The organism is Cylindrospermum stagnale PCC 7417, from assembly GCF_000317535.1.
Taxonomy (GTDB): Bacteria; Cyanobacteriota; Cyanobacteriia; order Cyanobacteriales; family Nostocaceae; genus Cylindrospermum; species Cylindrospermum stagnale.
Genome location: NC_019757.1, coordinates 3,319,213 through 3,344,759, shown reverse-complemented (window position 1 = coordinate 3,344,759; position 25,547 = coordinate 3,319,213). Strand labels below are relative to the sequence as shown.

General features: G+C 42.9%; 18 protein-coding genes. 6 read left to right on the top strand and 12 right to left on the bottom strand.

Translation table 11 applies throughout. The annotated features are described in order from the left end of the window. Positions 1–61: 61 nt before the first annotated feature. From CYLST_RS13605 to CYLST_RS13590, 4 genes are all read right to left on the bottom strand, one after another. Positions 62–484 carry a response regulator gene (locus CYLST_RS13605; protein ID WP_015208310.1) on the bottom strand — a complete coding sequence of 141 codons (423 nt, stop codon included), beginning with the start codon at positions 482–484 and terminating at the stop codon, positions 62–64. Positions 485–621: 137 nt separating this feature from the next. After that, positions 622–1,347 carry a Crp/Fnr family transcriptional regulator gene (locus tag CYLST_RS13600; RefSeq protein ID WP_015208309.1) on the bottom strand — a complete coding sequence of 242 codons (726 nt, stop codon included), beginning with the start codon at positions 1,345–1,347 and terminating at the stop codon, positions 622–624. A gap of 704 nt (positions 1,348–2,051) precedes the next feature. Further along, positions 2,052–4,124: a serine/threonine-protein kinase gene (locus CYLST_RS13595; RefSeq protein ID WP_015208308.1), complete on the bottom strand. Its 2,073-nt coding sequence runs from the start codon at positions 4,122–4,124 to the stop codon at positions 2,052–2,054. Positions 4,125–4,522: 398 nt separating this feature from the next. After that, on the bottom strand, positions 4,523–5,617 hold the full coding sequence (locus CYLST_RS13590) for a serine/threonine-protein kinase (protein WP_015208307.1): 1,095 nt from the start codon (positions 5,615–5,617) through the stop codon (positions 4,523–4,525). A gap of 636 nt (positions 5,618–6,253) precedes the next feature. Here CYLST_RS13590 and CYLST_RS13585 point away from each other — a divergent pair. After that, positions 6,254–7,138 (top strand): DUF4394 domain-containing protein, encoded by an 885-nt coding sequence (locus CYLST_RS13585; RefSeq protein WP_015208306.1) that lies wholly within the window; start codon positions 6,254–6,256, stop codon positions 7,136–7,138. Positions 7,139–7,314: 176 nt separating this feature from the next. On the opposite strand, the gene CYLST_RS13580 is transcribed toward CYLST_RS13585, so the two are convergent. From CYLST_RS13580 to CYLST_RS13560, 5 genes are all read right to left on the bottom strand, one after another. Further along, positions 7,315–9,549 carry a glycoside hydrolase family 57 protein gene (locus CYLST_RS13580; protein ID WP_015208305.1) on the bottom strand — a complete coding sequence of 745 codons (2,235 nt, stop codon included), beginning with the start codon at positions 9,547–9,549 and terminating at the stop codon, positions 7,315–7,317. A gap of 117 nt (positions 9,550–9,666) precedes the next feature. Then, complete coding sequence (locus CYLST_RS13575; protein ID WP_015208304.1) at positions 9,667–9,897, bottom strand: NifU family protein; 231 nt, start codon at positions 9,895–9,897, stop codon at positions 9,667–9,669. Between the two features lie 153 nt (positions 9,898–10,050). After that, positions 10,051–10,710, bottom strand: a complete 660-nt coding sequence (locus CYLST_RS13570) for a DUF3386 domain-containing protein (protein WP_015208303.1) — start codon at positions 10,708–10,710, stop codon at positions 10,051–10,053. A gap of 81 nt (positions 10,711–10,791) precedes the next feature. Beyond that, positions 10,792–12,561 (bottom strand): sensor histidine kinase, encoded by a 1,770-nt coding sequence (locus CYLST_RS13565; RefSeq protein WP_041233097.1) that lies wholly within the window; start codon positions 12,559–12,561, stop codon positions 10,792–10,794. 177 nt (positions 12,562–12,738) lie between these two features. Beyond that, complete coding sequence (locus tag CYLST_RS13560; RefSeq protein ID WP_015208301.1) at positions 12,739–12,975, bottom strand: hypothetical protein; 237 nt, start codon at positions 12,973–12,975, stop codon at positions 12,739–12,741. 489 nt (positions 12,976–13,464) lie between these two features. Here CYLST_RS13560 and lepA point away from each other — a divergent pair, with 489 nt between their 5' ends. The 4 genes from lepA to CYLST_RS13540 all read left to right on the top strand — a co-directional run bounded on the left by lepA (position 13,465) and on the right by CYLST_RS13540 (position 20,581). Continuing rightward, positions 13,465–15,276, top strand: a complete 1,812-nt coding sequence (gene lepA / locus CYLST_RS13555; RefSeq protein WP_015208300.1) for a translation elongation factor 4 — start codon at positions 13,465–13,467, stop codon at positions 15,274–15,276. 750 nt (positions 15,277–16,026) lie between these two features. After that, positions 16,027–17,217, top strand: a complete 1,191-nt coding sequence (locus CYLST_RS13550) for a glycosyltransferase family 4 protein (protein ID WP_015208299.1) — start codon at positions 16,027–16,029, stop codon at positions 17,215–17,217. A gap of 254 nt (positions 17,218–17,471) precedes the next feature. Beyond that, a complete protein-coding gene (locus CYLST_RS13545) occupies positions 17,472–19,319 on the top strand; it encodes an alpha-amylase family glycosyl hydrolase (RefSeq protein ID WP_015208298.1) in 1,848 nt (615 codons plus the stop codon). Positions 19,320–19,561: 242 nt separating this feature from the next. Beyond that, complete coding sequence (locus tag CYLST_RS13540) at positions 19,562–20,581, top strand: cyanophycinase (protein ID WP_172642160.1); 1,020 nt, start codon at positions 19,562–19,564, stop codon at positions 20,579–20,581. A gap of 26 nt (positions 20,582–20,607) precedes the next feature. Here the strand turns inward: CYLST_RS13540 and CYLST_RS13535 are convergent, their stop codons facing one another. Beyond that, entirely contained in the window at positions 20,608–21,816 is a 1,209-nt protein-coding gene (locus CYLST_RS13535; RefSeq protein ID WP_015208296.1) for an RNA-guided endonuclease InsQ/TnpB family protein, read from the bottom strand. A gap of 354 nt (positions 21,817–22,170) precedes the next feature. Here CYLST_RS13535 and CYLST_RS13530 point away from each other — a divergent pair, with 354 nt between their 5' ends. After that, on the top strand, positions 22,171–23,175 hold the full coding sequence (locus CYLST_RS13530) for a cyanophycinase (protein WP_245587502.1): 1,005 nt from the start codon (positions 22,171–22,173) through the stop codon (positions 23,173–23,175). A 233-nt stretch (positions 23,176–23,408) separates the two neighbouring features. On the opposite strand, the gene CYLST_RS13525 is transcribed toward CYLST_RS13530, so the two are convergent. Continuing rightward, on the bottom strand, positions 23,409–24,593 hold the full coding sequence (locus CYLST_RS13525; RefSeq protein WP_015208294.1) for an IscS subfamily cysteine desulfurase: 1,185 nt from the start codon (positions 24,591–24,593) through the stop codon (positions 23,409–23,411). Positions 24,594–24,630: 37 nt separating this feature from the next. Beyond that, positions 24,631–25,239 (bottom strand): type I restriction enzyme HsdR N-terminal domain-containing protein, encoded by a 609-nt coding sequence (locus CYLST_RS13520; RefSeq protein WP_015208293.1) that lies wholly within the window; start codon positions 25,237–25,239, stop codon positions 24,631–24,633. Positions 25,240–25,547 lie beyond the last annotated feature (308 nt).

Sequence of the window (25,547 nt, the reverse complement as noted above, 5' to 3'; positions counted from 1 at the left end):
ATGCATATTTAATTTTCACTGCCATGCCACCACAGTTATTTTATCTGCCAAATCAACAAGACTAAACAACACCAGCTAACAACTTACATCCAGCTAGTAGATCAGCAACCTCAGAGACTAACTCATCTAAGTTAATTGGCTTGCATAGATGCAATTGAAAACCTGCGGACAATGCATTGGCACGGTCTTCATCCATCGCCGATCCCGTCAGTGCGATCGCTGGAGTCCATCTACCTTGCACTCGCTCCAAATTCCTTATTTTCGACAGCAGTGAGTAGCCGTCTTCATCTGGTAAGTGGATATCGCTAATGAGGATATCAGGTTTAAAAGGTGATATTAGTTCTAAAGCCTCACTTGCTGAAGCAACAGATCTAATTTCAGCACCCTCCAATTTAAATATTAAGGTGAGTATTTCTCTTGTATCAGCATCGTCATCGACAACCAGCAAGCGTAAGCCATCACAACGTATTAATTGAGTAGACATTTATATTACCTTCGTGTAGTTCTAATACCTTGAATAACAAGGGCATTAAAATGCACAACCTTACCAAAGTTAGACTAACTCAATATTGGAAGTCTGTCCGGTTTCGCACATAGAGAGTAAAAAAAGTTACCAGAATCCTATCCAGGAGAATTGCCTAGCAATCGAGAGAATTCGTTTCTAATTACTCGATAACACTCGCAAGAAGTAGCCTCTAAACCCTCTCGATTGAGGATATTAATCCGACCACGTTTATAGGAGATCATTCCTGCTCGACTGAGGGTGCTAGCGGCCACCGTAACACCGGAGCGGCGTACACCCAGCATTTGAGAGATAAATTCTTGAGTCAAGAGAAACTCATCTGATTGCAGACGGTCAGAAACTGTTAGCAGCCAACGGGCAAGTCGCTCTTCTAGTGTATGCAGACGGTTGCAGGCACAGCCTTGGGTAATTTCAGTGAATCGAGCTTGTATATAGCGCAAAAGTAGGCTTTGAATTGCCCCACCTTGGTCAAACAAGGTTTTAAGGACATCTGCATTCATTCGCACACCACTGCCTGGGATCTGCACAAGCGCTGTTGTGGTCGTGGTCTTACCTCCCAAAATTACAGGGATACCCACCATACCTTCATTGCTGACTATGCCGACTTCCACTGTTGAGCCATTTTCCATAATCGAAACTAAAGAAATAGCGCCTTGATGGGGAAAATAGATTTGTGTGATCGGTTCTTCTGCCTGATAAATAATTTGCTCATATGGGAGCGGGACAAGCTTCAGGTGCGGAATCAGAAGCTCATACTCAACGTCAGGCAAAGCAGCGAGCAGCCTATTTTGTCTTGCTCGCAGGGGGTTTGTGTCCACTGACATGATCAGCCTCCTTTCTTTAGCTGTCCTTAGAAAAGGCAACTAAAGGCATAAGGAGAGCAATTTCTTGCTTTAGCTCTGGTGTCAAAAGGTGTATTTCCTAAAGAATTTATTGTAAGTGTAGTATTTGACGGCAATTTTCTACTATGAACCTAGATCCTATTATAACTAATTTAGTTAAGAAAGTTACTATTAAATTAATTGATTAATGAATCTAAAAATAAAGTTTACCAAAGCATTTTTCGGCAATTACTGATAACAATTAAATAGATTTTTTTTATGATAAATAGTTAGACAAAAATCCTAATTTGTCCTTATTTACGCAGGCAAATAGCAAGATAACACTTAAGAAATGAACGCTATCTTACTTAGATAGAGCTAAGTAATAATTTTCTGTCGCTTTTATTAATAAAAAAAATCAATAAATAAATATATTTTTTTATAAAAAAATAATTATATTTTTTAGCTATAACTCTCTATCTACATTGGTTATGGCGATTATTTCAAATTTTAGTGCTGCGATAATTAATTAATCTAAAGTACTAAATTTTACCTATGCTTTGATAATGAATGTTACTGCTGACTCTATTCAGAAAAATTATAAACTAAAGTACTGTAACTTTTAAGCACATCTAGTGTAGAAAAAATATCTTCCTTTTCAATAAGTGGAATACACCTAGAGGCACAATAATCTTGTGCCTCTACCACTAAAAAAAACGCCAAATCTTGATTGAATTATCCTCACCGCCACTAACCAACGTCTTACCATCGGGACTAAATGCGAGGGATGTAACTGTATTGGTATGTCCTGCCAAAGTGGTAATTTCCTCTGCCGTTGCGAGATTCCACAGTTTGATAGTGCGATCGCGACTGCCACTCGCTAAAATCTTACCATCGGGGCTAAAAGCTACAGATGTAACGGTGTTAGCATGTCCCGCTAGTTTGCGAGTTTCCTTTCCTGTTGCTAAATCCCACAGTTTAATTGTGCGATCTGCTGAAAGCAGCGCTTGGCGACTACCACTCGCCAAAGTCTTACCATCCGGGCTAAAAGCTACAGATGTCACTGTTTGAGTATTTCCCTTCAGGGTGATGATTTCCTGTCCCTTGCTGATATTCCAGATTTTGATCGTCTTGTCAAAACTGCCACTGGCAAAGGTGACACCATCCGGGCTAATAGCAACAGATCGCACCCAGAAACTGTGACCGGGTAGGGTGCGGATTTGCTTACCCGTTGCCAGATTCCAGACTTTGCTTGTGCTGTCATCACTACCGCTAACCAAGGTTTTTCCATCTGGGCTAATTGCTAGGGCATGAATTGAGTCGGAATGTCCTTTTAGGGTGCGAATTTGCTTGGACGTTGCCAGATTCCAGACTTTGATCGTGCTGTCATCACCACCGCTAACCAGGGTTTTGCCATCTGGGGAGAAACTGACCACATTCACTTTTTGAGAATTTCCACTCAGGCTAGAGATTTGCTGCCCTGTGGCGAGATCCCAGAGTTTAATAGTGCCATTGCGAACAGCGGGGTGTCGCCCATCGCCACTGCTGGCTATAGTTTTACCATCTGGGCTGACAACGACAGACAAAACCGATTCATCATGTCCTTTAATAGTGTTGGCTAAAGTAATATTCCCCCAAGCAACCTTCGGCGGTTGACTCAGAACCGCTTCACTATTTGAACTATGATTCGGCTGACTCAGGTTAGCGGGTAGACCAGTTTGCAGACGCAGATATTGTCTATACCCAGATTCTCCTAATCCGAGCAACAGAATAGCAGCAACTGCCAAAAGTAAATTTCTTAGGAAAATATATTTTTTCGGAAAAATTTCTGACCGAGTTTCTGGTTGTTTGACAACTGAATTGCTAGCTGGTGGTAGTAAATGTGTATGTTGTTTAGTCAAGTCTCTGATGACTTCATCTGCTGATTGATAGCGCTGCTGCATATTTTTTTGTAACAGCTTATCCAGAACTTGAGCTAATTCACTACTTAAAGGACAACGCAAATATTGCTGCCAATTTCCTACCCAACTATATCCATGTTCCATCCATAACTGAAAAGGTGAAATTCCCGTTAGCAGATGAAAGCAGGTAGCTCCCAAACCAAATAAATCGCTAGCTGGGTAAGCTTTACCATCTCTAAGTTGTTCAATTGGCGAATAACCGTGTGAACCAATTGATGTGCCTATTTTATTTTGTACTTTTGCTGTGAATTGTTTGGAAGAGCCAAAATCAATCAGAGTTAATCTCCCATCACCTTTACGCCGGATGATATTTTCTGGCTTGATATCTCGATGAATAACTCCGCGATCGTGGATAAACTTGAGGATAGGTAATAAATCCAGCAAGATTGATTGAATATCCCAATCTCTATAGCGGGAACGCAACTGCAATTCCCTTAATAAATTCTGCCCATTGATCAGTTGCTGCACTAAATACAAACAGTTATCTTGCTCAAAGTAAGCTAACAAAGTCGGAATTTGTGGATGTTCTCCTAGTTCTTGCAGCCGCTTCGCTTCCTCAGCAAACAACTCCATTGCCTTCTTTTGCGACCAAGTTCCTTGGAACTTTGGAGCTAATTGCTTAACGACACAACGTTCATTTAGTTTATCTATATCTTCTGATAGATAAGTTCTGCCAAATCCCCCTTCGTCTGAAAGTACCTGAATGACGCGGAAGCGATTTCTCAAAAGTGGTACCAGCGGGGTACTACAAGCAAGACATAGCTTTTTTCCATCGGGATTTTGGGGATTTGGGCAATCGGGATTTAAGCAGCAGATCATGAACTGACAGGCGCGACTGCGTAACAATTTATGCTAATTTTGCTTCGGATTTACCCTTAAAACAATAGGCTCTTGCGGACTCATGCTAGTAGATAATCTTGTTTTAGGGGTTGGGGAATAACTTAATATAGTCAATGTTTGTAAATAATAGTCAGTTTTCATCAGTACTAAAAAACTACGAGAGCTATAGGATTAATTATTCTCTCGATTATATAACAATCCGAATTTAAAATCTTGTAAAACTGCTAGTGCTATAATTTCACTTGTATATTGACGACTCATAAAGTACTAGGTAAAAACTGAAAACCTTGATTACTCAAGCATGAATAAAATTTAATCTGGTCTAAATGGTTACTAAATTAGTTTTGATTTTTTTTTAATAGTTGAAGATTTTATTGCTAATTTGATACTTTAGATTGGTAACCATAAAAATTACTATACTGCTTTTTTTCCTTGAGCCTTGCTCTCCATTCGCGAATAGCACTAGCAGTTCTGGCGACAGGCGACATATATACCTGCGGCTGTTTATCTTCTTGTGTAATACTTTGGTTACTCAGTGCTTGGGTCGTTAAACAGTTAGTCAAAGTAGGCAAATAGCTTTCGCCACCAAGGGCTGCGATTGCTTCATCAGCGGTCTTAAACCGCTCATCTAAAGATATTTTCAGCATTTTGCCGAGAATTTTGGCAAAATTGTGGCTGATATCTACCTCTTTTTGCCAACAGATCTCGCCAGTATTCATGTCATAGTCAAAATCTAAAGGCCCTTTACCGGTCAAAAGATAAAGACAAGTCATGCCCAAGGCATAAATATCACTGGCATAAACTGGACTTAGGGAAAGCTGTTCTGGTGGCGCAAATCCCATTGTGCCCACAAAATTGGTGCTGGCGATTTTAATGCTTGAGTTTTCACAAGCATTAACTAATTCCTCTTTCACCGCGCCAAAATCTATCAGCACTATCCGTTGATGCTCTTGACAACGCAACAAATTTTGGGGTTTGATGTCCCGATGAATTACGTGATGTTGTTGAAGATACTGTAATATTGGTAATAATTCCTGTAAAAACTGTTTAACTGCGGCTTCACTTTTGGGGCCAGTTCGCCTCACTTCTCTTGCCAAAGTGGAACCACGTACGTATTCTTGTACTAAATAAAACTCGCCATTGCCTTCAAAGTAGTCTAAAAGCATGGGAATTTGAGAATGGCTACCAAGTTGACCTAATGTTTTTGCTTCTTTTTCAAACCGCTGACAAGACCTTTGCCAACTTTTGGCACTAGTTACCTTGGGATAAAGCTGTTTGATCACACATAAAGGGCTATTAGGCAATAAAACATTTTTAGCTAAAAACGTGATGCCAAAACCACCTCTGCCCAAAATTCGCAGTATTTCATAGCGATCGCGAAATAGCTCCTTGGAACCACACATCTGAGCCAGCTGAGTTTGCTGTAAAGCGGAATCGTGCAAATTCATGATGTTCTGAGAGAAGCGATTCATCGGTTAAAAAGGCTAGTTGAAGTGAAAGAGCTACTCTGGGATGTTTTTAATTTAACTACAATTATTACTTAGCGCTAGTAGGATGCGAAATCTTTAATAAATCTGCGCCTGTGTTCCTCATCCCCTCCTACCCGATAAACGGCTGGTCAAAATGGCCGGGTTAGTGCCAAGTTTTTTGAAAAAATATATTGAGAAAAAGCCTGGATTCACATCTCTGTGTCATGCCGAAGAAGACCCACAATCCCTTTATCGAAACTAGACAAAATGGGACAACCGTACCAGAAATTTCCTAAATTGATCGATGTATGACTCTAATCACATGCTACCGGAAAATTGCAGTATTTTCCCAATGCTAAAGTGCCAAAGCACGGCGTTTGTCACTGTTTTTCATGGTTCTACCAAACTCGAAGCCTGAAGTTAGGTATAGTTTTATGCAAAAGTTTTTAAAGATTTGATGAAGGTAAATCTTTTTACTTGAATTAACCGTATTAACTAATGTACTGTCAATTACTGAGGAGAATTTAACAATTGTTTACAACAAACGAGTTCCAAGGATGCAAGTACACTTAGCGTTTGCGTAGTCGTCTGAAATTTTACTCGTCAAATTAACAAAAATTAGTAGTTAGAGGCTTTTCAATGAAATTAAATAAGCTGGCTACAGTAGTCACTGCACTGGCCGTAGCAACGATATTTGATCTACTCAGCGTCGCCAAACCTGCGGCTGCCCTTACTCTGGTAGGTCTAACTGACAACAACACTCTAGTTTTGTTTGACTCCAGCACTCCGACCGCCACTAGCAGCAGGCAAGTTACTGGAATCAATGGTACTTTGTTGGGCATTGACCGTCGTCCAGCTAACAATCAGATCTACGGTCTCACGACTACCAATGACATCTACACAATTAACCCGTTCACTGGTGCGGCTACTCTTGTAAGTACCCTCTCCGTACCCTTCAATGGGGGGAATATTTCCGGAGTGGACTTCAACCCAGTACCTGATCGCCTACGGGTCGTCGGGGGCAATGACCAAAACTACCGGATCAACGTAGATACTGGTGCGGTCACTGTTGACGGGACACTGAAACCAGGAGACCCCAACATCACTGGTGTAGCATACACTAATGCAGATAATAACCCGGCAACTGGAACCACGCTGTACGACATTGACTACATCAGTGACGCATTATTTATCCAGAATCCGCCGAATAATGGCACCTTGGTGCAAGTAGGTTTACTCGGTATTGACATTGACTCGGCAGCAGGGTTCGACATTTTTACCAACAATGGGGTGAATACTGCCTTTGCGGCATTAACTCCAGCCTCAGCATCAGGTTCAAGTCTATATAACATCAACTTGACCACAGGTGCCGCTACCTCATTAGGCACTATCGGTAGTGGGAATCGTCTCATCGGCCTCACAACTGCTGTCCCTGAACCAAGTATTAGTTTTGGCGCTTTCCTCGGTGTCGGCGGCCTTGCTTTATTAGGTCGCTACCGCCGTCGCCAGAAGTTAGTCAATTAGTCAGATTTCTAGTCTCCCCACATACTCTGCCGCCAGCTTTTTAGCGGTTTTGTGGAAGCAAACTGATCAGACACTCGACGATATAGTCGCACAAAGGTGGTGCAGAGGCTAGAACTCCGCACCACCTTTGAAATTAAGAATTAATACGAAGTAAATTGCCGCCTCGATGGACTGAATTATGGCACATCAAAGGGAATCAACGTATTTTCCGGCAAATAGTTGGAGAATCGCCCTTCATCCCCAAGTACCAAAATCAGCCGCAAGGGATAATCAGGCGGTACTTGCAAATCTGCCCAGGGCACTGCAACTTCTAAACAAGTGTTTAAAGCTACTTGAGCGCGGCTGAAACGGGGATACCATTGATGATTTTCTCCAGCTTCCCGAAACTGAAGCGATTGCGTCAGCAAATTAATTTCCAGATGGTGGTGGAACAGATAATTAACTGGCGCTGTATCCGGCACATCTGCCAAAGGAATCGGGCTATTGACCATTGTTTTTTCTGGATAGAACCACAGCAAATTTAACTCTGTGGGCAACTCCCGCCCTGGGACAACACCATTTTTAAAATCTACCCGCACATAGAAATTCAGGTGATCCACCCCATACCAAAGTCGTTGGACGAGGCTGCTGTTGTGCATCGTTCCCCTGGCCCCACCGATTTCTATCCGTCCAGCTTTGTCCCAGTCTTGTTCGTCACCCCTACCATCAATCACTGGATGAATAAACCCATCTGGCGTATGATCTGTCCTGGCTTCGTGAACCTCTACCGGTTTCTGCAAATAGGAAGGTATTGGTTCATTTAAGGCTTTGTAAATGCCATACAAATGTTCCCGAAACAACTGGTCAAAGATGGCATCTTGATTTGAAGAATGTCCTTCACCAAACCACCAGAACCAGTCGGAACCTTCTGCGGCATACAAAGCTTCCCAAGCTTCGGGATTATTTTCTTCCGTGGCTTCGGGATGATTTGCCAGCACTGCCCTGGCTTGGGCTAGGTAGTCCCAAGCGCGATTTTTGGCGGGATCGCCTATCCAGGTGGTGAAGCTGCCATCTACCCAAGAACCGCTGTGCAGTTGCTCTCCGGGGATAGTGGCTGTGGCGGGAAATTCGGCGAGGAATTCGGAAACGGTGACGAGTTTCAGGTGGGGTTCGTTGCTTAACGTTTGATATAAAGCTTCTAAAAACGGTTTACCGTCTTGGGGATAATATTCCCAGCAATTTTCCCCATCTAAGGCGATGGTAACTAACCAAGGTTTTTCGCTTGAGCTTTCTCTTTGCATTCTGGCGATCGCTTGCAAGTGTCCCACTAAGTCGGCTGCTGCTTGTTTTGGCGGCATTGCCCCGTAGGTAAAACCAATCAAATCTGATAATCTATGGTCGCGAAACACGATCGCTAAATCACCTGCGGGAGTTTGCAAGCGGTAGGGTTGGTATAGCAGTTCTGGTTGCTGCACATTCCCCGCCCCATCGCGATGAAAAAAGTGTTTTATTGTCCAACCCAAAACGGCTTCATCTGAACAAATCCAATTAAAACCTTGCTTAATAATATATGGCAGAATATCGGGGCTGACTGACTGTTCTGAAGGCCATAAACCACGCGGTTCCTGCCCAAAACGGTCTGTATACAAATCCCAAGCTTTCTGCAAATGGCGAGGAATATCTTCTTTCCATTGAAACCGCTGCCCTGGTAGATTCATCTGCGGCACTGCTACCCGACCGGAGTTAGTATCTGCTAACAAAGGTAAAATTGGGTGAGTGTAGGGGGTGGTGGTGACTTCTAGCTGACCGGCGGCTTGCATTGAACGGTGTTGGGGAATGATGCGACCGAGAATTTCTCGCTGTTTAGAATAAATCCGTTGGCGATCGCTTAAACTAAAATTCCGTCCCTGTCTCAACCAAGCGGCAATTTCTGGATCATCCCAAAATAGCGGATCAATCCACGCCAGATTGTGCCAAGCTAGCAAATCGCCGTAATCTGGCAATTGCCAATTTTTCAAACACCAGTCTATGCCCTTTTGCTGCCTTTGGTAATACAAGTCGGCATAACGGGGATGGGGGTCAATCAGATTGTGGTGATTGGCATCAAAAAAGTGTTGGATAATAAATTCCCGCTGTTGACGAGTCAGTTGTTCAGCAGGAGTCAAACTGGCAGTAAGGTAAGGGTCAAAAGCCGTCCCAGCAATATAATCTTCTAGTTGCAATATCAGTGACGGCACCAGATTCACCGTTTGGTGTAACTTAGGATACCGCTCTAGGATTAATACCAAATCTAGATAATCTTTAGTACCATGCAAGCGTACCCAAGGCAAGCGGTACTGTTGACTTTGAGATACTGAAACGCCGCTGCCAGGAGATTTGTACAGCGGCTGATGTTGATGCCAGATGAAAGCGACGTGGAGGGGATGAGACATAGAGAGCAATTAGTGATTCAAGATAGGGCTTGGGTAAGAATGATAAATGATTAATGATAACAATTTAATATTCATCACTCATTAAACACCCAGTCCCTAGTCCCCAGCCCCCACTCCCTACATAATTTGTTCCACTTCAGCAATTTCGGGAATCATTTCCTTTAAGCGACGTTCAATACCCATTCTCAAGGTCATCGTGGAACTGGGACAAGAACCACAAGCGCCTTGCAACCGGAGTTTGACAATTGGCCCATCAAGTTCTACGAGTTCCACATTACCGCCATCCGATATGAGATAAGGGCGCATTTCATCTAAGACTGTTTCCACGTTGACGATTGTAAGTTCCATAGTTTTAGACCTGCTAAGTTAAGGATGGGGAAGGAAATTGGAGATGAGGATTGTTACCCATTACCCAAAATCCCGAAAATTTTATGTTCCTGCTTGTTAAATCGATCCTACTAGATCCAGTTACCGCGAAATTTGGCGCTAAACATTTACTGGTTATAGCAGCTTGATATTAGAGTAGCTAAACTCAGTTATGGAAAGAGCCTCTTCGGGAGGATTGTCGCTAACGCCCTCTTGATACTCTTGCACAACCTGCTTGGTCATTATGTAATAGTCGCCAACTTTTTGATATGTGTCTGTAAATTTCAGGACACTGTTAACTTCATTAGTTTTCGAGTTGCGGAACACCGCATCGTAGTGACTCGCAATGTATCCAGCACCTGTATCGAAGTTTTCGTGGGTATCAATCACTAAAGCCATGCGACCCATGACCCGAATTTCCTGGCAAATTTCCTGGTCTCGGATTTTATAATGAGACTCTATCGAGTCGCCCTTCACAAAAATTTCCACTACACCACTTTTATCTGTCTCACCCAAGGTAAACTCGAACTTACCATAAGACTGCTGAAAATCTGAGCGTTTACAGTGGGTGATCATTTCCTGCAACTGGATATAGATACCTTCTTCTACTTCTGCATCGTCAATATCCGTTACTTCTATGCTCAAGTCGCGGTTAATGCGTATTTTGCCAATGTAAACTTCATCGCCCTGTAGCAGTTGCACGTTTGCACTGTAGCCAGGAAAGTTCTCGTCCCAAGTGTAACGACTTTCGTAAGCGGTTTGGAATAAAACACCTGCTGTTGTCTGAACTGTCATATCACAACTTTGACTTCACTTTTATTCAGTGTAGTTCAAAGTTCACAGTCCAACTTTACAACAGTTTTCAATTTGAAGTCCCTACAAAAGACCTAACTCATCCAAGTCCGCCTCACTAGAAGAAAACACCAATGGTTGTTGATAGAGTGGCACTGTGAATGTTACCGTCGAGCCGAGTCCTTCACCTAGACTGAAAAAATGTACCTCACCTCCCATGGCCTCGACAAGCTTTTGAGATATTGTCAGTCCCAAACCTGTACCACCATAAGGGCGAGTGTGGGTGCCATCTACCTGAGAGAATAATTGAAATAGTTTATCTTGCTGATCCAGGGATACACCAATGCCAGTATCTACCACGCGCACTTTTACTATACCTGGGAATTGCTGGTTGGGCAGTTTCACTTTCCCCTTTTTGACCACTAAATCGGCGCTGATAGTGACACCACCTTCATGGGTGAATTTAATCGCATTGCCTACCAAATTGAGCATGACTTGTAATAAATGTCTGTAGTTGCCTCGAATGATGATTTCATCGGATGTATTAGGTATTTGCATCTGGAAACTGAGATGTCTCATCTCTGCTTGGGGACGCATAAAGTTTTCGACATCAGTAAATAGCTCATGGAGTCTGATTGGTCCGCACCGTAGCTCCATTTTGCCTGCTTCAATTTTGGCAATATCTAAAATGTCGTTGAGAATATCTAGCAAGTGGAGTGATGATTTGTGAGCTTCTGCTAAAAACTGGTTTTCTTCTTCTGGATTATCTGCCCACCCCTCCAAAATCAGCTTCAAAAAGCCAATCATCCCATTCAGGGGAGTACGAATTTCATGGGACACAGTTTGTAGAAACTGGGTTTTGAGTTGGGATATTTCTTCGGCTTTTTGCCGCGCTGCTTCTAATTCTTTGTATAAAGTAGCATGAGCGATCGCTGTTCCCAGTTGATCTGCTACCTCCTTGACTAGTTCAAGTTCTATTTCTGTCAACGGGTAATATTCGTCCCGCAAGTTAAAGGCAATCAATGCATTGGCTTGGTCTTGATAGCAAGTAGCTACAACCAAAATTTTCTGCTGCTGAAACTCACTATACCCAGTCACTTCCATCACGGTTGGTTCTAGAGTAGCCAGGGACTGAGCAAAGGCAGGCTCAGAAGCTATATCTATATCTGAGCCAATCATCGAACTGTGTTCTGGGAGGTGATACTCTGCTATCACCTGCACTGTTGAGTTAGAGGGCTGGTAGGGACAGATAATACAACGCTCTAGCTTTAACGCTTCTCCTAAGCTATCAACTGTTTGCTGCCAAATAATATCTAGATCCAATGTCCGCCGGATGTTGCTGGTAATTTGATTGATCAGCTTCTGGTGTTGCTGCAAACCCATAGCCAACGCTAGTTGTTTAGGCGTTTTTGATGCCCCATTCACGGATTGGGGGTTGGCTTTACTTTGCAGTAACCGTCCCATCACCAAAACTGTAGTGGCAGCGTGACCCAATCGCGGCATAATCGGAGTGATTGCCAACTCCAACTCAAACGACTCCTGGCAGTAGCTGAACCAACACTGAACCCTTTCTGGCACTAAAGTTGTTAAAATCCGCTGCAACCGTTCTAAATAAGTAACTTTGTCTATTGGCACAAAGTTTTCATCTGGATTGGGATCATCAACTCTTTTTTCAGGGTTTGACCCCAGGAGTTCGCTGCGTTGCCAATAAAAGGTCAGATAGCGCCCTGCCCCATCTTGGGTATATACCAACTCAGAGCCAAGCGTTGGTAATAAGCCATCGTGGTTATTGGTAACGGATTCCAGATTCTGGGGAAACACATTCGGCGATTGGGTATTGGCAGCAATAGTCATTAATCGAGTTGGCATAGACAAATGGCATCCTACCGTGCTTATACTAAAGCTGTTTAAATTTTGGCATAAAATTTTACAGCTTTCGCATTTTTAATTGAGCATTTTTGGCTGTTCTGGAATCCAAATCAGCAAACAATACATTTTTTTAATCTTTGGCTGACAGTTCTAGAGATAACTTCAATCGTTCCATTCCCCACGAGGAGGAACAGGAGTACGCACGGGGGTGCGCGTCAGTTCATCATCTCTGGGTGCATCACCCCGCAACCACTGGCGAATTGCCACCTCGATCACTTTACTGGGGTCGTTGGTGAGATGCTGAATTTGCTCTATTAACTCGGAGTCTAGGCGGACAGCGATTTCTACCTTATCGGCTTTTCTGTGTTCCGTATCGATAGGTTTCTCTTGCATATTCATAGGTTTAGATGCTCTGAAATTGTTTTGTCCAAAGCTTTGTCAAGCGGCTATATTCATAATTCGGGCTATTTAGCTGACAAATATTCAAGAGTACAGTTCCATAGTTCCCCGAAATCGTACCAAAGTAACAGGGTTAAGTTTCAAGTGGCAATTTTCATATAACTCGCTAGACAGAAGCTCCTCTAGAAGTCTTCTCAGTAAATCAACGATTCCGGGCAATTATTGGGTGGTAATTGTCCATAATCTCTACAAGTACTTAAGTTATATTTATTGTACGCTTTTGGCTGATGAATACCAGCAGCTATAAATAGACTTTCATAATATTCTTAAAACTACACCTGTCCAGAGAGTCAGTTATAAAAAGTCAAGATTGATTATTTACTCAAGCCACCACCTCGTTTCTTCTTGGCAGCGTCTTGGCGAAGAAAGCATTAAAATACATTAAGTAAATTGCTTTCACTTTGGTTGCTGCTTTAGCACAGATAGTATATGACTGACGTTCCCGCAGTTCGCATTCGCAATTTTTGTATTATTGCTCACATTGACCACGGGAAATCAACCCTCGCCGATCGCTTACTACAAGCCACTGGCACCGTAGAAAGCCGGCAGATGAAGGAACAGTTTCTCGACAACATGGATCTGGAACGGGAGCGCGGCATTACAATTAAGCTGCAAGCTGCCCGGATGAACTACACAGCTAAAGATGGTCAGCAGTATGTGCTGAATTTAATTGATACTCCTGGTCATGTAGATTTTTCTTATGAAGTGTCGCGCTCTCTTGCTGCTTGTGAAGGAGCGCTGTTGGTAGTAGATGCTTCCCAAGGTGTGGAGGCCCAAACTTTAGCGAATGTGTATTTAGCGCTGGAGCATAACCTGGAAATTATCCCGGTTTTGAATAAAATCGATTTGCCGGGGGCAGAACCAGAGCGAGTAATCGGCGAAATTGAAGAAATTATCGGTCTAGATTGCAGTGGTGCGATTCTGGCTTCCGCTAAAGAGGGACTGGGAATTGATGAAATTTTAGAAGCAGTTGTCTCGCGCGTACCGCCACCAGCCAACACAGTCAATGAACGCTTACGGGCGCTAATTTTTGATAGCTACTATGATAGTTACCGGGGAGTAATTGTCTATTTTCGGGTAATGGATGGCACGGTGAAAAAAGGCGATCGCATCCACTTGATGGCATCGGACAAAGAATACGAAATTGATGAGTTGGGTGTACTCTCTCCTACCCAAAAGCAAGTTGAAGAACTGCACGCCGGGGAAGTAGGCTATTTAGGCGCATCAATTAGAGCTGTCGCCGATGCGCGGGTGGGAGATACAATTACCCTAGCTAACGCCCAAGCTACGGCAGCTTTGCCTGGTTACACCGAAGCTAACCCAATGGTCTTTTGCGGGATGTTCCCCATTGATGCAGACCAATTTGAAGACTTGCGGGAAGCCCTGGAAAAGCTCGAACTCAACGATGCGGCGCTGCACTACGAACCGGAAACTTCTAGCGCGATGGGGTTTGGCTTCCGTTGCGGGTTCTTGGGGTTGCTGCACATGGAAATTGTCCAAGAACGCTTAGAGCGAGAGTACAACCTAGATTTAATCATTACAGCCCCCTCGGTGGTTTACAAAGTAATCACCATCAAAGGTGAAGAACTGTACATTGATAATCCTAGCCGCTTACCCTCGCCTAACGAGCGCGAAAGAATTGAAGAACCCTACGTCAAAGTAGAAATGATTACGCCGGAAGTCTACGTTGGCTCTTTAATGGAGTTATCGCAAAATCGGCGTGGCATCTTCAAAGACATGAAATATCTTACTCAAGGACGCACCACACTCACTTATGAGCTACCCTTAGCGGAAGTTGTCACCGACTTTTTTGACCAAATGAAATCGCGATCGCGTGGTTACGCCAGCATGGAATATCACCTCATCGGCTACCGCGAAAATCCTTTGGTGAAGCTGGATATTATGATTAACGGCGATCCTGTGGATTCCCTGGCCATGATTGTCCACCGCGATAAAGCTTATAACGTCGGACGTTCAATGGCAGAAAAACTCAAAGAATTGATTCCTCGCCACCAATTCAAAGTACCAATTCAAGCATCTATTGGCAGTAAAGTTATTGCCAGCGAACACATCCCCGCCTTGCGGAAAGACGTACTTGCCAAGTGCTACGGCGGTGATATTAGCCGGAAAAAGAAACTCTTACAAAAGCAGGCAAAGGGTAAAAAGCGGATGAAATCTGTGGGCACAGTGGATGTACCCCAGGAAGCTTTTATGGCAGTGTTACGCTTGGATCAAAACTAATCTAGGTTAGTCAACACCCACCACTAACTGATAGCGAATAGGGGAGTAGGGAAGATTCAATTGATCTAACCTGCTCCCCATTGCTTATTGGCGATCGCGATAGATCTGTATTGTTCTGTTGTCCATCCAGTTACTTAGCTAAGTTTTTAACTTTATAGGACTTACGCACACTCTACGAATTCTTGGCGTTCTTGACGCCTTGGCGGTTCAATAAATTAAGCTTTTTAGCGATTTTTGCGTAAGTCCTGCTTTATATACTGCATTGACAATACTTAAGTAACATAACCTCTCCCCTGCTGTCGGGTGAGGCTTTAATCTTACTCCCCTTCCCTTGCTCTTAAGGGGTTGGGGGTTAAGTCTATCTTATATTTTTTTACGCCCACCTACTTATTGATTGAATCAAGCTGTAAAAAAAACTGGAGAGCCGGAAAGTATAAGCTAGAAAGCAAACTCCGAAGTGTTCTTGTCAGATTATGTACATATTTATTAGCCGTAGCCCATTGATTACCAAGGCTGTCGGACGCAACTCCTATACTGGAAGCTGCTGCCGACAGCCTTTGTTTTTATAGTTTTTATGAAAAGAGGTGCAGTAACTTCCCCAAGTTTGACAACCTTTGATAAGCTTTATCAAAACAATGATTAAAAAAATCTAAAAATTTTATTGACTAGACTCGCGGCGATTGTCACAGTTTGTATTTTTAGATAAATGTAGTTTCTTAGATAATTGTAAATCATCGGGGAGTTGAGTCAATGAAGATACTAGTACTAAGTTGGGAATTTCCGCCAAGGATCGTCGGAGGAATTGCGCGTCATGTGGCTGAGTTGTATCCGGAATTGGTGAAGCTAGGCCATGAAATCCACTTGATCACGGTAGAGTTTGCTCAGGCATCACTGTATGAAGTGGTTGAGGGAGTATTTGTGCATCGGGTGCCAGTGGCTTATAGTAACGATTTTTTCCACTGGGTAGTTAACCTGAACGCGAGTATGGGGCATCACGGTGGTAAGTTGCTGCTGGAGGAAGGGCCGTTTGATTTAATCCATGCTCATGATTGGTTAGTGGGGGATGCTGCGATCGCTCTCAAACATAACTTTAAAATCCCTCTAATTGCGACAATTCATGCTACCGAATACGGGCGCTACAACGGTATTCACAATGATACCCAACAATATATTAATAGCAAAGAAAACTTACTAGCTTACAATGCTTGGCGAGTGATTGTTTGTACCGACTATATGCGAAGGGAAGTAGAACAAGCGCTACACACTCCTGGGAACAAAATCGATATCATTTATAACGGTATCCGCGCCGAAAAGAAACAGCAGCACAAAGATTTTTATGCTCAGGATTTTCGCCGCCAATTTGCCGGTGATCATGAAAAAGTTGTTTACTACCTCGGTCGAATGTCCTATGAAAAGGGTATACCTGTATTGCTCAATGCTGCTCCCAAGATACTCGCACAAATGGGGGGGAACGTTAAATTTGTGATCATTGGTGGCGGGAATACCGACCATCTCAAGCGCCAAGCTTGGGATTTAGGCATTTGGCACAAATGCTACTTTACCGGCTTTCTCTCTGATGAATACTTAGATAAATTCCAAACGGTGGCCGACTGTGCAGTGTTTCCTAGCCTTTACGAACCATTTGGGATTGTTGCTTTAGAAGGCTTTGCTTCTCGCGTACCTGTCGTAGTTTCTGATGCCGGCGGTTTTCCGGAAGTAGTACAACACACCAAGACAGGTATCGTTACCTGGGCCAACAACCCTGATTCCCTAGCTTGGGGAATTCTCGAAGTTTTGCAAAATCCAGGTTATCGGCAATGGCTGGTTGATAATGCTTATGATGATTTAGGACGACGCTTTAGCTGGCCGAAATTAGCCAAACAAACAGTGGCTGTTTATCAGCGAGTTGTGCAAGAGCGATCGCAAGTTGAGTGGTTTTAAATTGGTTACAGTGTTTCATATATGGCATTAGGGACGGCTAAAATTAGCTGTCCTAAGGAACTGATGACAAAGCAATTGCTACATTAAAAGATAAAATAAAGAAATGTAATCTTTTGTTAAATTTACATAAATCCCTGATTAAGCGTTGATAAATACACGAAAGGCACTGCTTCAGTTTTTTGATCAGAGCCTGTTTAGTCTGGTTTCAGACTTTATTTTTTCAATTGTGTAATCAGTTAATTAAGGATGAGCAGATGAAACTACTACCTTTGGATAAGCTAGGAGCTAGAGAAAACAATGGTATTGTTGATTTTGGAGTATTTCTCCCTTGGGTTGCTAAAAAGGACGGGAATAAACTATGGGTGAAAGTAATCCACGAAAAAGATCAATTTCTGCAAATTACTCAGCCATCGATATTTGAATTAGAGCATTCTATCGACCCAGAGTATGGTGATTATTGGTCAACTCAGATAAACATCAATACTACACCCAAACCACACCTAAATGCAGCATGGGGAGAACCAGGAAGGTATGTTTACCGCTATTGTCTCCAAAATCCCAATAAGGGAGAAATAGATTGGATTATCGACCCTTTTGCCAGAGAGTTTGGTGTAGGTAAATTATCCGCCTTTACACTGGGATATCAACCTTATGAATGGAGTCCCAATGAAAGTACCTGGAAAAGTCCAGACTTAAAAGATATTGTACTGTATGAATTGATGATCAGTGAGTTCGGTGGAGATATTGAGCGAACAATTGAACGCTTAAGTTATCTGGCAGATTTGGGAATTAACTGTATTGAAGTTATGCCCCTTTCTAACGTAGCCTTGACAGTAGATTGGGGCTTTTTGCCGATTGGCTACTTTGGTGTAGATGAGCGCTTTGGTCAAAGAAAAGATTTACAAAATTTAATTGATGCTGCACATCAAAACAAAATTGCTGTAATTGTGGATGCTGTCTATGGTCACACCAGCGATCATTTTCCCTACTCTTATCTTTACAAGCAATTAGGATACAATGAAAACCCGTTTATGGGGACATTTGCTAAAGACCTCTTTGCTGAGAGTACGGATTATAAACGCAAGTTTACCCAAGACTTTTTCTACACAGTTAACTATCACTGGTTGGATGTTTATCACGTCGATGGTTTTCGCTATGACTGTGTACCCAATTATTGGGATGGTTCTACAGGAGTTGGTTACGCCAACTTAGTTTTCAACACTTACAAAACTGTTAAAGAAAAAGCAGGTGCGGGTGAGTACTGGCAGAGATTTTTTAACAATAACACCATCAATTTAATTCAGTGCGCTGAACAATTAGAAGGACCAAAAGAGGTTCTGGAACAGACTTATAGCAACAGTACCTGGCAAAATGAAACCTTGGGTGCAGTCAAAAATGTAGCGGCTGGAAGCCGAAATGATTTAGTTAACCTCGGCTTTAAACTTGGTCTAAATGGCTATCCAGAAGAAATTACAACCAACGGCGACAAAATTGCCAAGACAGCGCTGCAATATATTGAAAATCATGACCACTCCCGTTTTGTCTGCAACTTTGGCACGATTGCACGTGATAACGATTTATTACAAGAAGGTAATCGCAGTCTGTGGTATAAAGTTCAGCCGTACCTAATTGCGTTCTTAACCGCCAAAGGTATTCCCATGCTATGGCAAGGGCAGGAATTTGGTGAAAACTATTATCTGCCAGAACAAGGTTTTGGGCGAGTAATGTTGCTGCGACCTGTGCGATGGGATTATTTTTATGATTCCATTGGTAAAAGCATGATTGGCTTAGTACGGAAGCTGATTAAACTGCGTCGTCAGCAATCGCAGTTTACTGAAGGTAATCATTTCTTTTACAACAATTACGATCGCTATCACTCGAAAAATGTCTTGCTCTTCTCTCGCCAACATGGTAATAAATTTAGCCTGGTAGCACTTAACTTTGGCGATAGTGATCAGGATGTACCCTTCTGGTTTCCCATTGCTGGCGATTATCAGGAAGAACTTCACGGTGAAAATAATTTAATTGGCGTCCCCAGTTATTCAGAATATTGGGTAAAAATTCCTGGCAACTACGGCAGAATCTGGACAGTAACGATCTAGATCAGGTGCTCAAAGTCCCCATCCAGCCTCCACCGTGCCTTTGGCACGGTTGGGCAACAGCGATCGCTAATTGTCTGGTTTAAAAACGCACAAACAACGGCAGATTAAGCAAAATAATGCAGTAATCATTAATTTTCTGGGTTATTTTGCTTTAAAAAACAGTACAAAACCTGTACGCTGGGAATTCTACCCTCTCTGGTGAGAGAGTTAGCAATAATTGCAGTTTGTACCAGAAGGTTAGCATGACAAAGGCATTCCCAAATATAGCAAGGTACTTGAAGACTGTAGGAAACAAGTTGTTGAAGATGGGAACCTTGCTCATAACCCGTGTTACAGCAAACTTGACAAACTTCTTCAAAGGCAAGGCTGTTGTTCTCCCTCCCACCCTAGCTGGCCCCGTTCATAACTTGGGTGGAGGTGGTCCCGATGTCGATGAAGCTATTCAGTGGATGATCAACCAAGTGAGGGGATCTACTAACAACGCCGCCAAAGTTGACGTGATAGTTATTCGCGTTTCTGGTAATAGCGATTACAATCGGCTAATTTATGCCATGAAAGGCGTCAACTCTGTAGAGACTCTTGTCGTCAGCAGTAGGCAAGAAGCAAACAAAGCTGAGATTGTTGAGAAAGTCAGAAATGCTGGCGTGATTTTCTTTGCAGGTGGCGACCAATGTCAATACATCCGCAACTGGAAAGGCACCAAACTGGAGAATGCCGTAGAGACAGTCTACAACCGGGGAGGTGGCATTGGTGGAACCAGTGCAGGCGCAATGATCCAAAGTGATTACATCTACGATGCTTGCGCTTCTTCTACAAACGGCATTGAAACTAGAGACGCACTTGAAGATCCCTACCGAGACATTACCTTTACTTACAACTTGTTCAAATGGAACAATTTGCAGGGAACGATCATCGATACGCACTTCGACAGGCGGGAAAGAATGGGTCGGATTATGACTTTCATTGCCCGTCAAATTAAGGACGGTGTCTCTAAAAGCGCTTTAGGCATAGCGGTTAGCGAAAGTACATCGTTGGTTGTGGATAAAAACGGTCTAGCGAAAGTTATAGGTAAGGGTGCAGCATACTTTGTACTTGGTGATCATCAGCCGGAAGTATGCGAACCCCGAACTCCTCTAACATTTTCCAACTACAAAATTTGGAGAGTTAAGAGCGGCGACACATTCAATTTGAGAAATAGACCGATATCTGGGTACTATCTCAGGAGCGTTAAGAAGGGGCGAATTGACTCTAATCCCTACTAAGTCATTCGCTGCACTCCAATTGTGAACTACCCACACTGACCTGACGGTACAGTGTGGGCTTCCTGCCCAACAGAAAGCGTAGTAGTGGATTTCTTACGTCCTCCCTGACTACGACTTACATCTGGGCGACAGGCTTTATCCCCCGTTCCAGAGGTCAAAATTCGTAGACCCTCATCTCTGAGGTTGATACTTGCGTTCACATCCCTATCATGCTGAGTTTGGCAGTTTTCACAAGTCCAAAATCTTAGAGCAAGCGGCAAACTACCAACTTGATTAAGACACACATGACAGGTTTTTGAACTCTTAAAAAATCTATCAACTTCTAGATAAATTTTCCCTTCCATTTCTGCCTTGTATTTCAACATGGTGCAAAACATTCCCCATCCAACCTGATGGATAGACTTAGCCAGACAATGATTTTGCATCATGCCCTTAATATTGAGATTTTCAACCACAATCACTTGGTTTTCGTTAACTATCCTCCGCGATAGCTTGTGTAGAAAATCGTCACGACAGTTAGTTATTTTTCTATGAACTCTAGCAACTTTTTTTCTAGATTTGCTCCGGTTAATAGAACCTTGTTGCTTTCTAGATAGTTGTTGTTGTTTAAGTTTTAAATTCTTTTCATGCTTGTTTAGTATTCTCGGGTTATCAAACTTAGACCCATCACTGGTAACAGCAAAATGAGTCAATCCCAAGTCAATACCTATTGCTTTACCTTCGGCATTGGATAACGGCTTATCTTGACCATCATCAAATAGAATAGCTGCAAAGTATTGGTTAGAGCCGTTCTTGGATATAGTTACAGTTTTGACTTTTCCCTCAATCGGTCTATGGATAATTGCGGTTACATCTCCTATTTTTGGGAGGGTTACGCAATTATCAGCCACCTTGACATTCTGAGGATATTGTATTGACTGTTTACCGTGTTTAGATTTGAATCTAGGGTATTTAGCCCGGTTTTCAAAAAAGTTATTGAAGGCTACTCCAAGATTCAAACAAACTTGTTGCAAACATTGTGAGTAGGTTAGTGACAACCACTCATGCTCTTTTTTTAACTGCGGAATTATCTTTTTAACTTCGTATCTAGACAATCCCTTGCCAGTTTCAATATATGTTTGGTTCATCAAGTTCAGACAATAATTCCACAACCAACGACAAGAGCCAAAAGCCTGGGCTAGTGACTGTTGTTGTTGGATATCTGGATATAACCTGACTTTAACGACTTTTAACATATTAGAGTAAACGACGTTTAGTATAAAAGAGGATAACACGGAAAATGTTCGTTTCCTCCATGTCCTTCTGTTTCCCCTGCGGGGAAAATTGGTCAAAGGACTGTCGTCAACTCACCCGCCATTCATCCCACGCTCCCCTTCGGGTGAGACGTGGGGCTTCTGTCGGATTGAGCTAAATTCAAAATTAAGAATACAATTTTTGAATTTAGAATCTATTCCCCATCTTCCCCAATTGTCTGGCTACAATTCCTGTACGCTGTGAATTTCCACCCCCAAATGAGAGATTGAACATAATTGCAGTTCGATTCAGAGGGCAAACTGATGGCAAATGCATTTTTCGGGAAGAATTCACCAATGCCTGGAAGCACAGCCACAAAGTTCTTGAAGATTGGGGGAACGCTGCTGTTGATCATGGGAAGCTTGCTGACATTGCCAGGTATTGCTAAGACGACAGGCTATTTGCAGGGCAACGCTGCCAATGTCAATCCCCCATTAGCTGGCCCCGTCTATGACTTAGGCGGGGGTGGCCCCGATGTGGATGAGGCGATTCAGTGGATGATTAATCGGGTTCGCGGCTGCACCAATTGCTCCACTAAGGTTGATGTTGTAGTCATTCGCGTTTCTGGTGATGATGGCTACAATCAGCCAATTTATGCCATGAAGGGTGTAGATTCTGTGGAAACTTTGTTGATTAAAAGTAAACAGGACGCCAACAACACTGAGGTTGTGAATAAAGTAAAAAATGCCGAAGTGATTTTCTTTGCAGGTGGCGACCAATGTCAATACACCCGCAACTGGAAAAATACCAAGCTGGAGACTGCTATCGAGTCAGTTCACAGCCGAGGAGGCGGGATTGGTGGCACTAGTGCAGGTGCAATAATCCAAAGTGATTTTGTCTACAATGCTTGCTCACGGGCTGTTGAGTCTAGGGATGCACTCGAAGATCCCTACCGGGACATTACCTTTACGCAAAACTTTTTCAACTGGAGGAATCTTCAGGGAACCATCATTGATACACACTTCGACAAGCGGGAAAGAATGGGTCGTTTGATGGCCTTTATTGCTCGTCAGATTCAGGACGGTGTCTCGAACAGTGCTTTGGGGATAGCGGTGAGTGAAGATACCTCGGTGGTTGTGGATAAAACCGGGTTGGCGAAAGTTATGGGTAATGGTTCAGCTTACTTTGTACTTGGCGATCGCAAACCAGAAATATGCGAACCCAGAACTCCGCTGACTTTTTCTAACTACAAAATTTGGAAAGTTCGGAGTGGTAGCACTTTCAACCTGAAAAACAGACCAACGACAGGATACTATCTCCGCAGTGTCAAAAGGGGACGGATTAATTCAAATCCCTATTAGAAATCTGCTGAAAAACAATGTAGAGACGTTGCATGCAACGTCTCTACAAGGGTCTTGATGCATATTTACAGCATTTTTCAGGTAAATGAAGTATACGGGTAGACAGCATGCTGTGCCCCTACGATAATCTGTACCTCACCAAGTTGCAATCTGCTGTAATTTTCACTGCTGTGTCTATTGATCAACTTGCTTGGAAGCCAACAAATATCCAATTAATTCTTGTGGGATGGGCGTTATACCCGTCCTAGATCCTGTCTAACGACTGACGAATTTCGTAGACTTTGAATTGTAGAAATTACCTGTTCTGCGACTTTGTCAATTTCCTCTACCGTGTTGAAACGTCCTATACCAAAGCGTATCGAGGCATAAGCTAGCTGTTCTGGGTGTCCTAGCGCCGTGAGAACATGAGAAGGTGCCGTGTTTGCTGAGGTGCAAGCAGAACCAGAAGACACCGCCATTACCGGCTGCAATCCGAGGGAAAGCGCGGCACCATCCACCCCCTCAACACTGATATTCAAATTTCCTGCTAGTCGCTGGGTGGAATCTCCGTTGAGATGAATTCCCCCCAAGCTTGAAAGCTGTAACCACAATCTTTGCCTGAGTTCCGTAAGGCGTTGGGTTTCTGCCACTTGTTCTGCCAAAGCAATTTCTACAGCTTTCCCAAAACCGACAATTTGCGGCGTGTACAAAGTCCCAGAACGCATTCCCCGCTCATGTCCACCACCATGCAGCTGAGGAGCAAGTTGGACTCTAGGATTGCGTCTGCGGACGTATAGCGCCCCAATGCCCTTCGGCCCGTAGATTTTATGTGCTGTCAGGGACATCAAGTCAATTTTCATCCCTTGCACATCCAGGGGGATTTTACCAATTGCCTGAGCTGCATCTGTATGAAATAAGATTTGGCGATCGCGGCAAATTTCCCCAATTTTTTCTAACGGCTGCACTACACCAATTTCGTTATTTGCCGCCATCACCGACACTAAAATTGTCTCAGGACGCAAAGCTTTTTCTAACTCGGTTAAATCAATCAGTCCATCTTTCTGAACCGGCAAAATTGTAATTTCAAAACCGAGAGTTTTTAAATATTTACAAGGGTCAAGAACTGCACTATGTTCAGTCGCCACAGTAATAATATGCTGACCTTTAGAAAAATAAGCTTCAGCCACACCTTTAATAGCTAAATTGTTAGCTTCTGTTGCCCCACTGGTAAAAACAATTTCTTCTGGGGTGGCATTAATAGCTGCTGCTAAAATTTCCCGCGTTTGTTTAACAGCCGCTTCTGCTTCCCAACCGTAAACGTGATTAATACTAGCTGGGTTGCCAAAGTTTTCTGTGAAAAAGGGAATCATCGCAGCTAATACCCGTTCATCTACGGGGGTGGTAGCGTGACAATCGAGATAAATAGGGCGAGTAGACATAATTACTTCAAAAATTGACCTAGTTTTTTTAAGATATTCAGAACTGTATATAATTCATTTTCGCGTCTATATAAAGTAAAGCATACATTGGCTTATCTTGTTGAGTTAGTTTGATAAATTGAAAATCTTCTCCATTGATTACCAACGAATATACAGGATGATTAGCCTTAGGATTAGCCAGCATATAAGTAAGCGCTTGGGGAATAGCCTTAGCTAAAGAGAAACTAGACCTTTTAGCCTCAATGACTATTAACCATAACTGATTCTGGAGAACCAGTACGTCAATTTTGCCTTTGATAATCTCTTTAGTTTCTTCTCCATTCTCTTGAATATCTATAATTATTTCTTCACTAATTTCTATAGATTCTTCTGTGGCAAGATGAAAAGGAGGACGATAAAAACCAGCCAAATCTAACAGGGGAGATAATATTACCATCTTCACAGCATTTTCTAAGATGGGTGGACGCTTAATTAAGCTGAGAAAATTAGCTTTAACTCTATCTAGATATTGCTTTTCTAAATCTGTAATTGCTGGGAGATTGTCAAACCATTCTGTAAAAGAATCTTCAGTTTCAGCCTGTCGCAGACCAAATCTTTCTTCTAAATAGGCAATACTGACATTTTGCGCTTGGATAAATTGAACCATAATAAATACAATAGCGGTGATATTCCTATTGTATATAGCGGTTCTCGATTGTATGTAATACACCTTGACCTCTCTCCAAACCTCTCCCTAACCCTCCCCTGCAAGGGGAGGGAAGAGGAGCAGCTTTTATTGTTGGGGGAGAGGCTTTGAGGCTTGCTCCCCTTAAGAGCAACAAAAGTTTTTCCTTTCCCCTCTCCTCTTAGGAGAGGGCTAGGGAGAGGTTGTTGGGGTTGGTGGTTAGGTCTGTATTGAACTCAACTGCAAACCGCTATAAGATATGTCTGACAGTGTTTAAGTGATGTGATCAA

Coding starts and splice junctions, on each gene's coding strand:
- CYLST_RS13520 (WP_015208293.1), bottom strand. CDS start 25,239: ATGGTTCAATTTATCCAAGCGCAAAATGTCAGTATTGCCTATTTAGAA.
- CYLST_RS13585 (WP_015208306.1), top strand. CDS start 6,254: ATGAAATTAAATAAGCTGGCTACAGTAGTCACTGCACTGGCCGTAGCA.
- CYLST_RS13595 (WP_015208308.1), bottom strand. CDS start 4,124: ATGATCTGCTGCTTAAATCCCGATTGCCCAAATCCCCAAAATCCCGAT.
- lepA (WP_015208300.1), top strand. CDS start 13,465: ATGACTGACGTTCCCGCAGTTCGCATTCGCAATTTTTGTATTATTGCT.
- CYLST_RS13525 (WP_015208294.1), bottom strand. CDS start 24,593: ATGTCTACTCGCCCTATTTATCTCGATTGTCACGCTACCACCCCCGTA.
- CYLST_RS13560 (WP_015208301.1), bottom strand. CDS start 12,975: ATGAATATGCAAGAGAAACCTATCGATACGGAACACAGAAAAGCCGAT.
- CYLST_RS13530 (WP_245587502.1), top strand. CDS start 22,171: ATGCCTGGAAGCACAGCCACAAAGTTCTTGAAGATTGGGGGAACGCTG.
- CYLST_RS13600 (WP_015208309.1), bottom strand. CDS start 1,347: ATGTCAGTGGACACAAACCCCCTGCGAGCAAGACAAAATAGGCTGCTC.
- CYLST_RS13545 (WP_015208298.1), top strand. CDS start 17,472: ATGAAACTACTACCTTTGGATAAGCTAGGAGCTAGAGAAAACAATGGT.
- CYLST_RS13565 (WP_041233097.1), bottom strand. CDS start 12,561: ATGACTATTGCTGCCAATACCCAATCGCCGAATGTGTTTCCCCAGAAT.
- CYLST_RS13590 (WP_015208307.1), bottom strand. CDS start 5,617: ATGAATCGCTTCTCTCAGAACATCATGAATTTGCACGATTCCGCTTTA.
- CYLST_RS13535 (WP_015208296.1), bottom strand. CDS start 21,816: ATGTTAAAAGTCGTTAAAGTCAGGTTATATCCAGATATCCAACAACAA.
- CYLST_RS13605 (WP_015208310.1), bottom strand. CDS start 484: ATGTCTACTCAATTAATACGTTGTGATGGCTTACGCTTGCTGGTTGTC.
- CYLST_RS13580 (WP_015208305.1), bottom strand. CDS start 9,549: ATGTCTCATCCCCTCCACGTCGCTTTCATCTGGCATCAACATCAGCCG.
- CYLST_RS13570 (WP_015208303.1), bottom strand. CDS start 10,710: ATGACAGTTCAGACAACAGCAGGTGTTTTATTCCAAACCGCTTACGAA.
- CYLST_RS13540 (WP_172642160.1), top strand. CDS start 19,562: ATGACAAAGGCATTCCCAAATATAGCAAGGTACTTGAAGACTGTAGGA.
- CYLST_RS13575 (WP_015208304.1), bottom strand. CDS start 9,897: ATGGAACTTACAATCGTCAACGTGGAAACAGTCTTAGATGAAATGCGC.
- CYLST_RS13550 (WP_015208299.1), top strand. CDS start 16,027: ATGAAGATACTAGTACTAAGTTGGGAATTTCCGCCAAGGATCGTCGGA.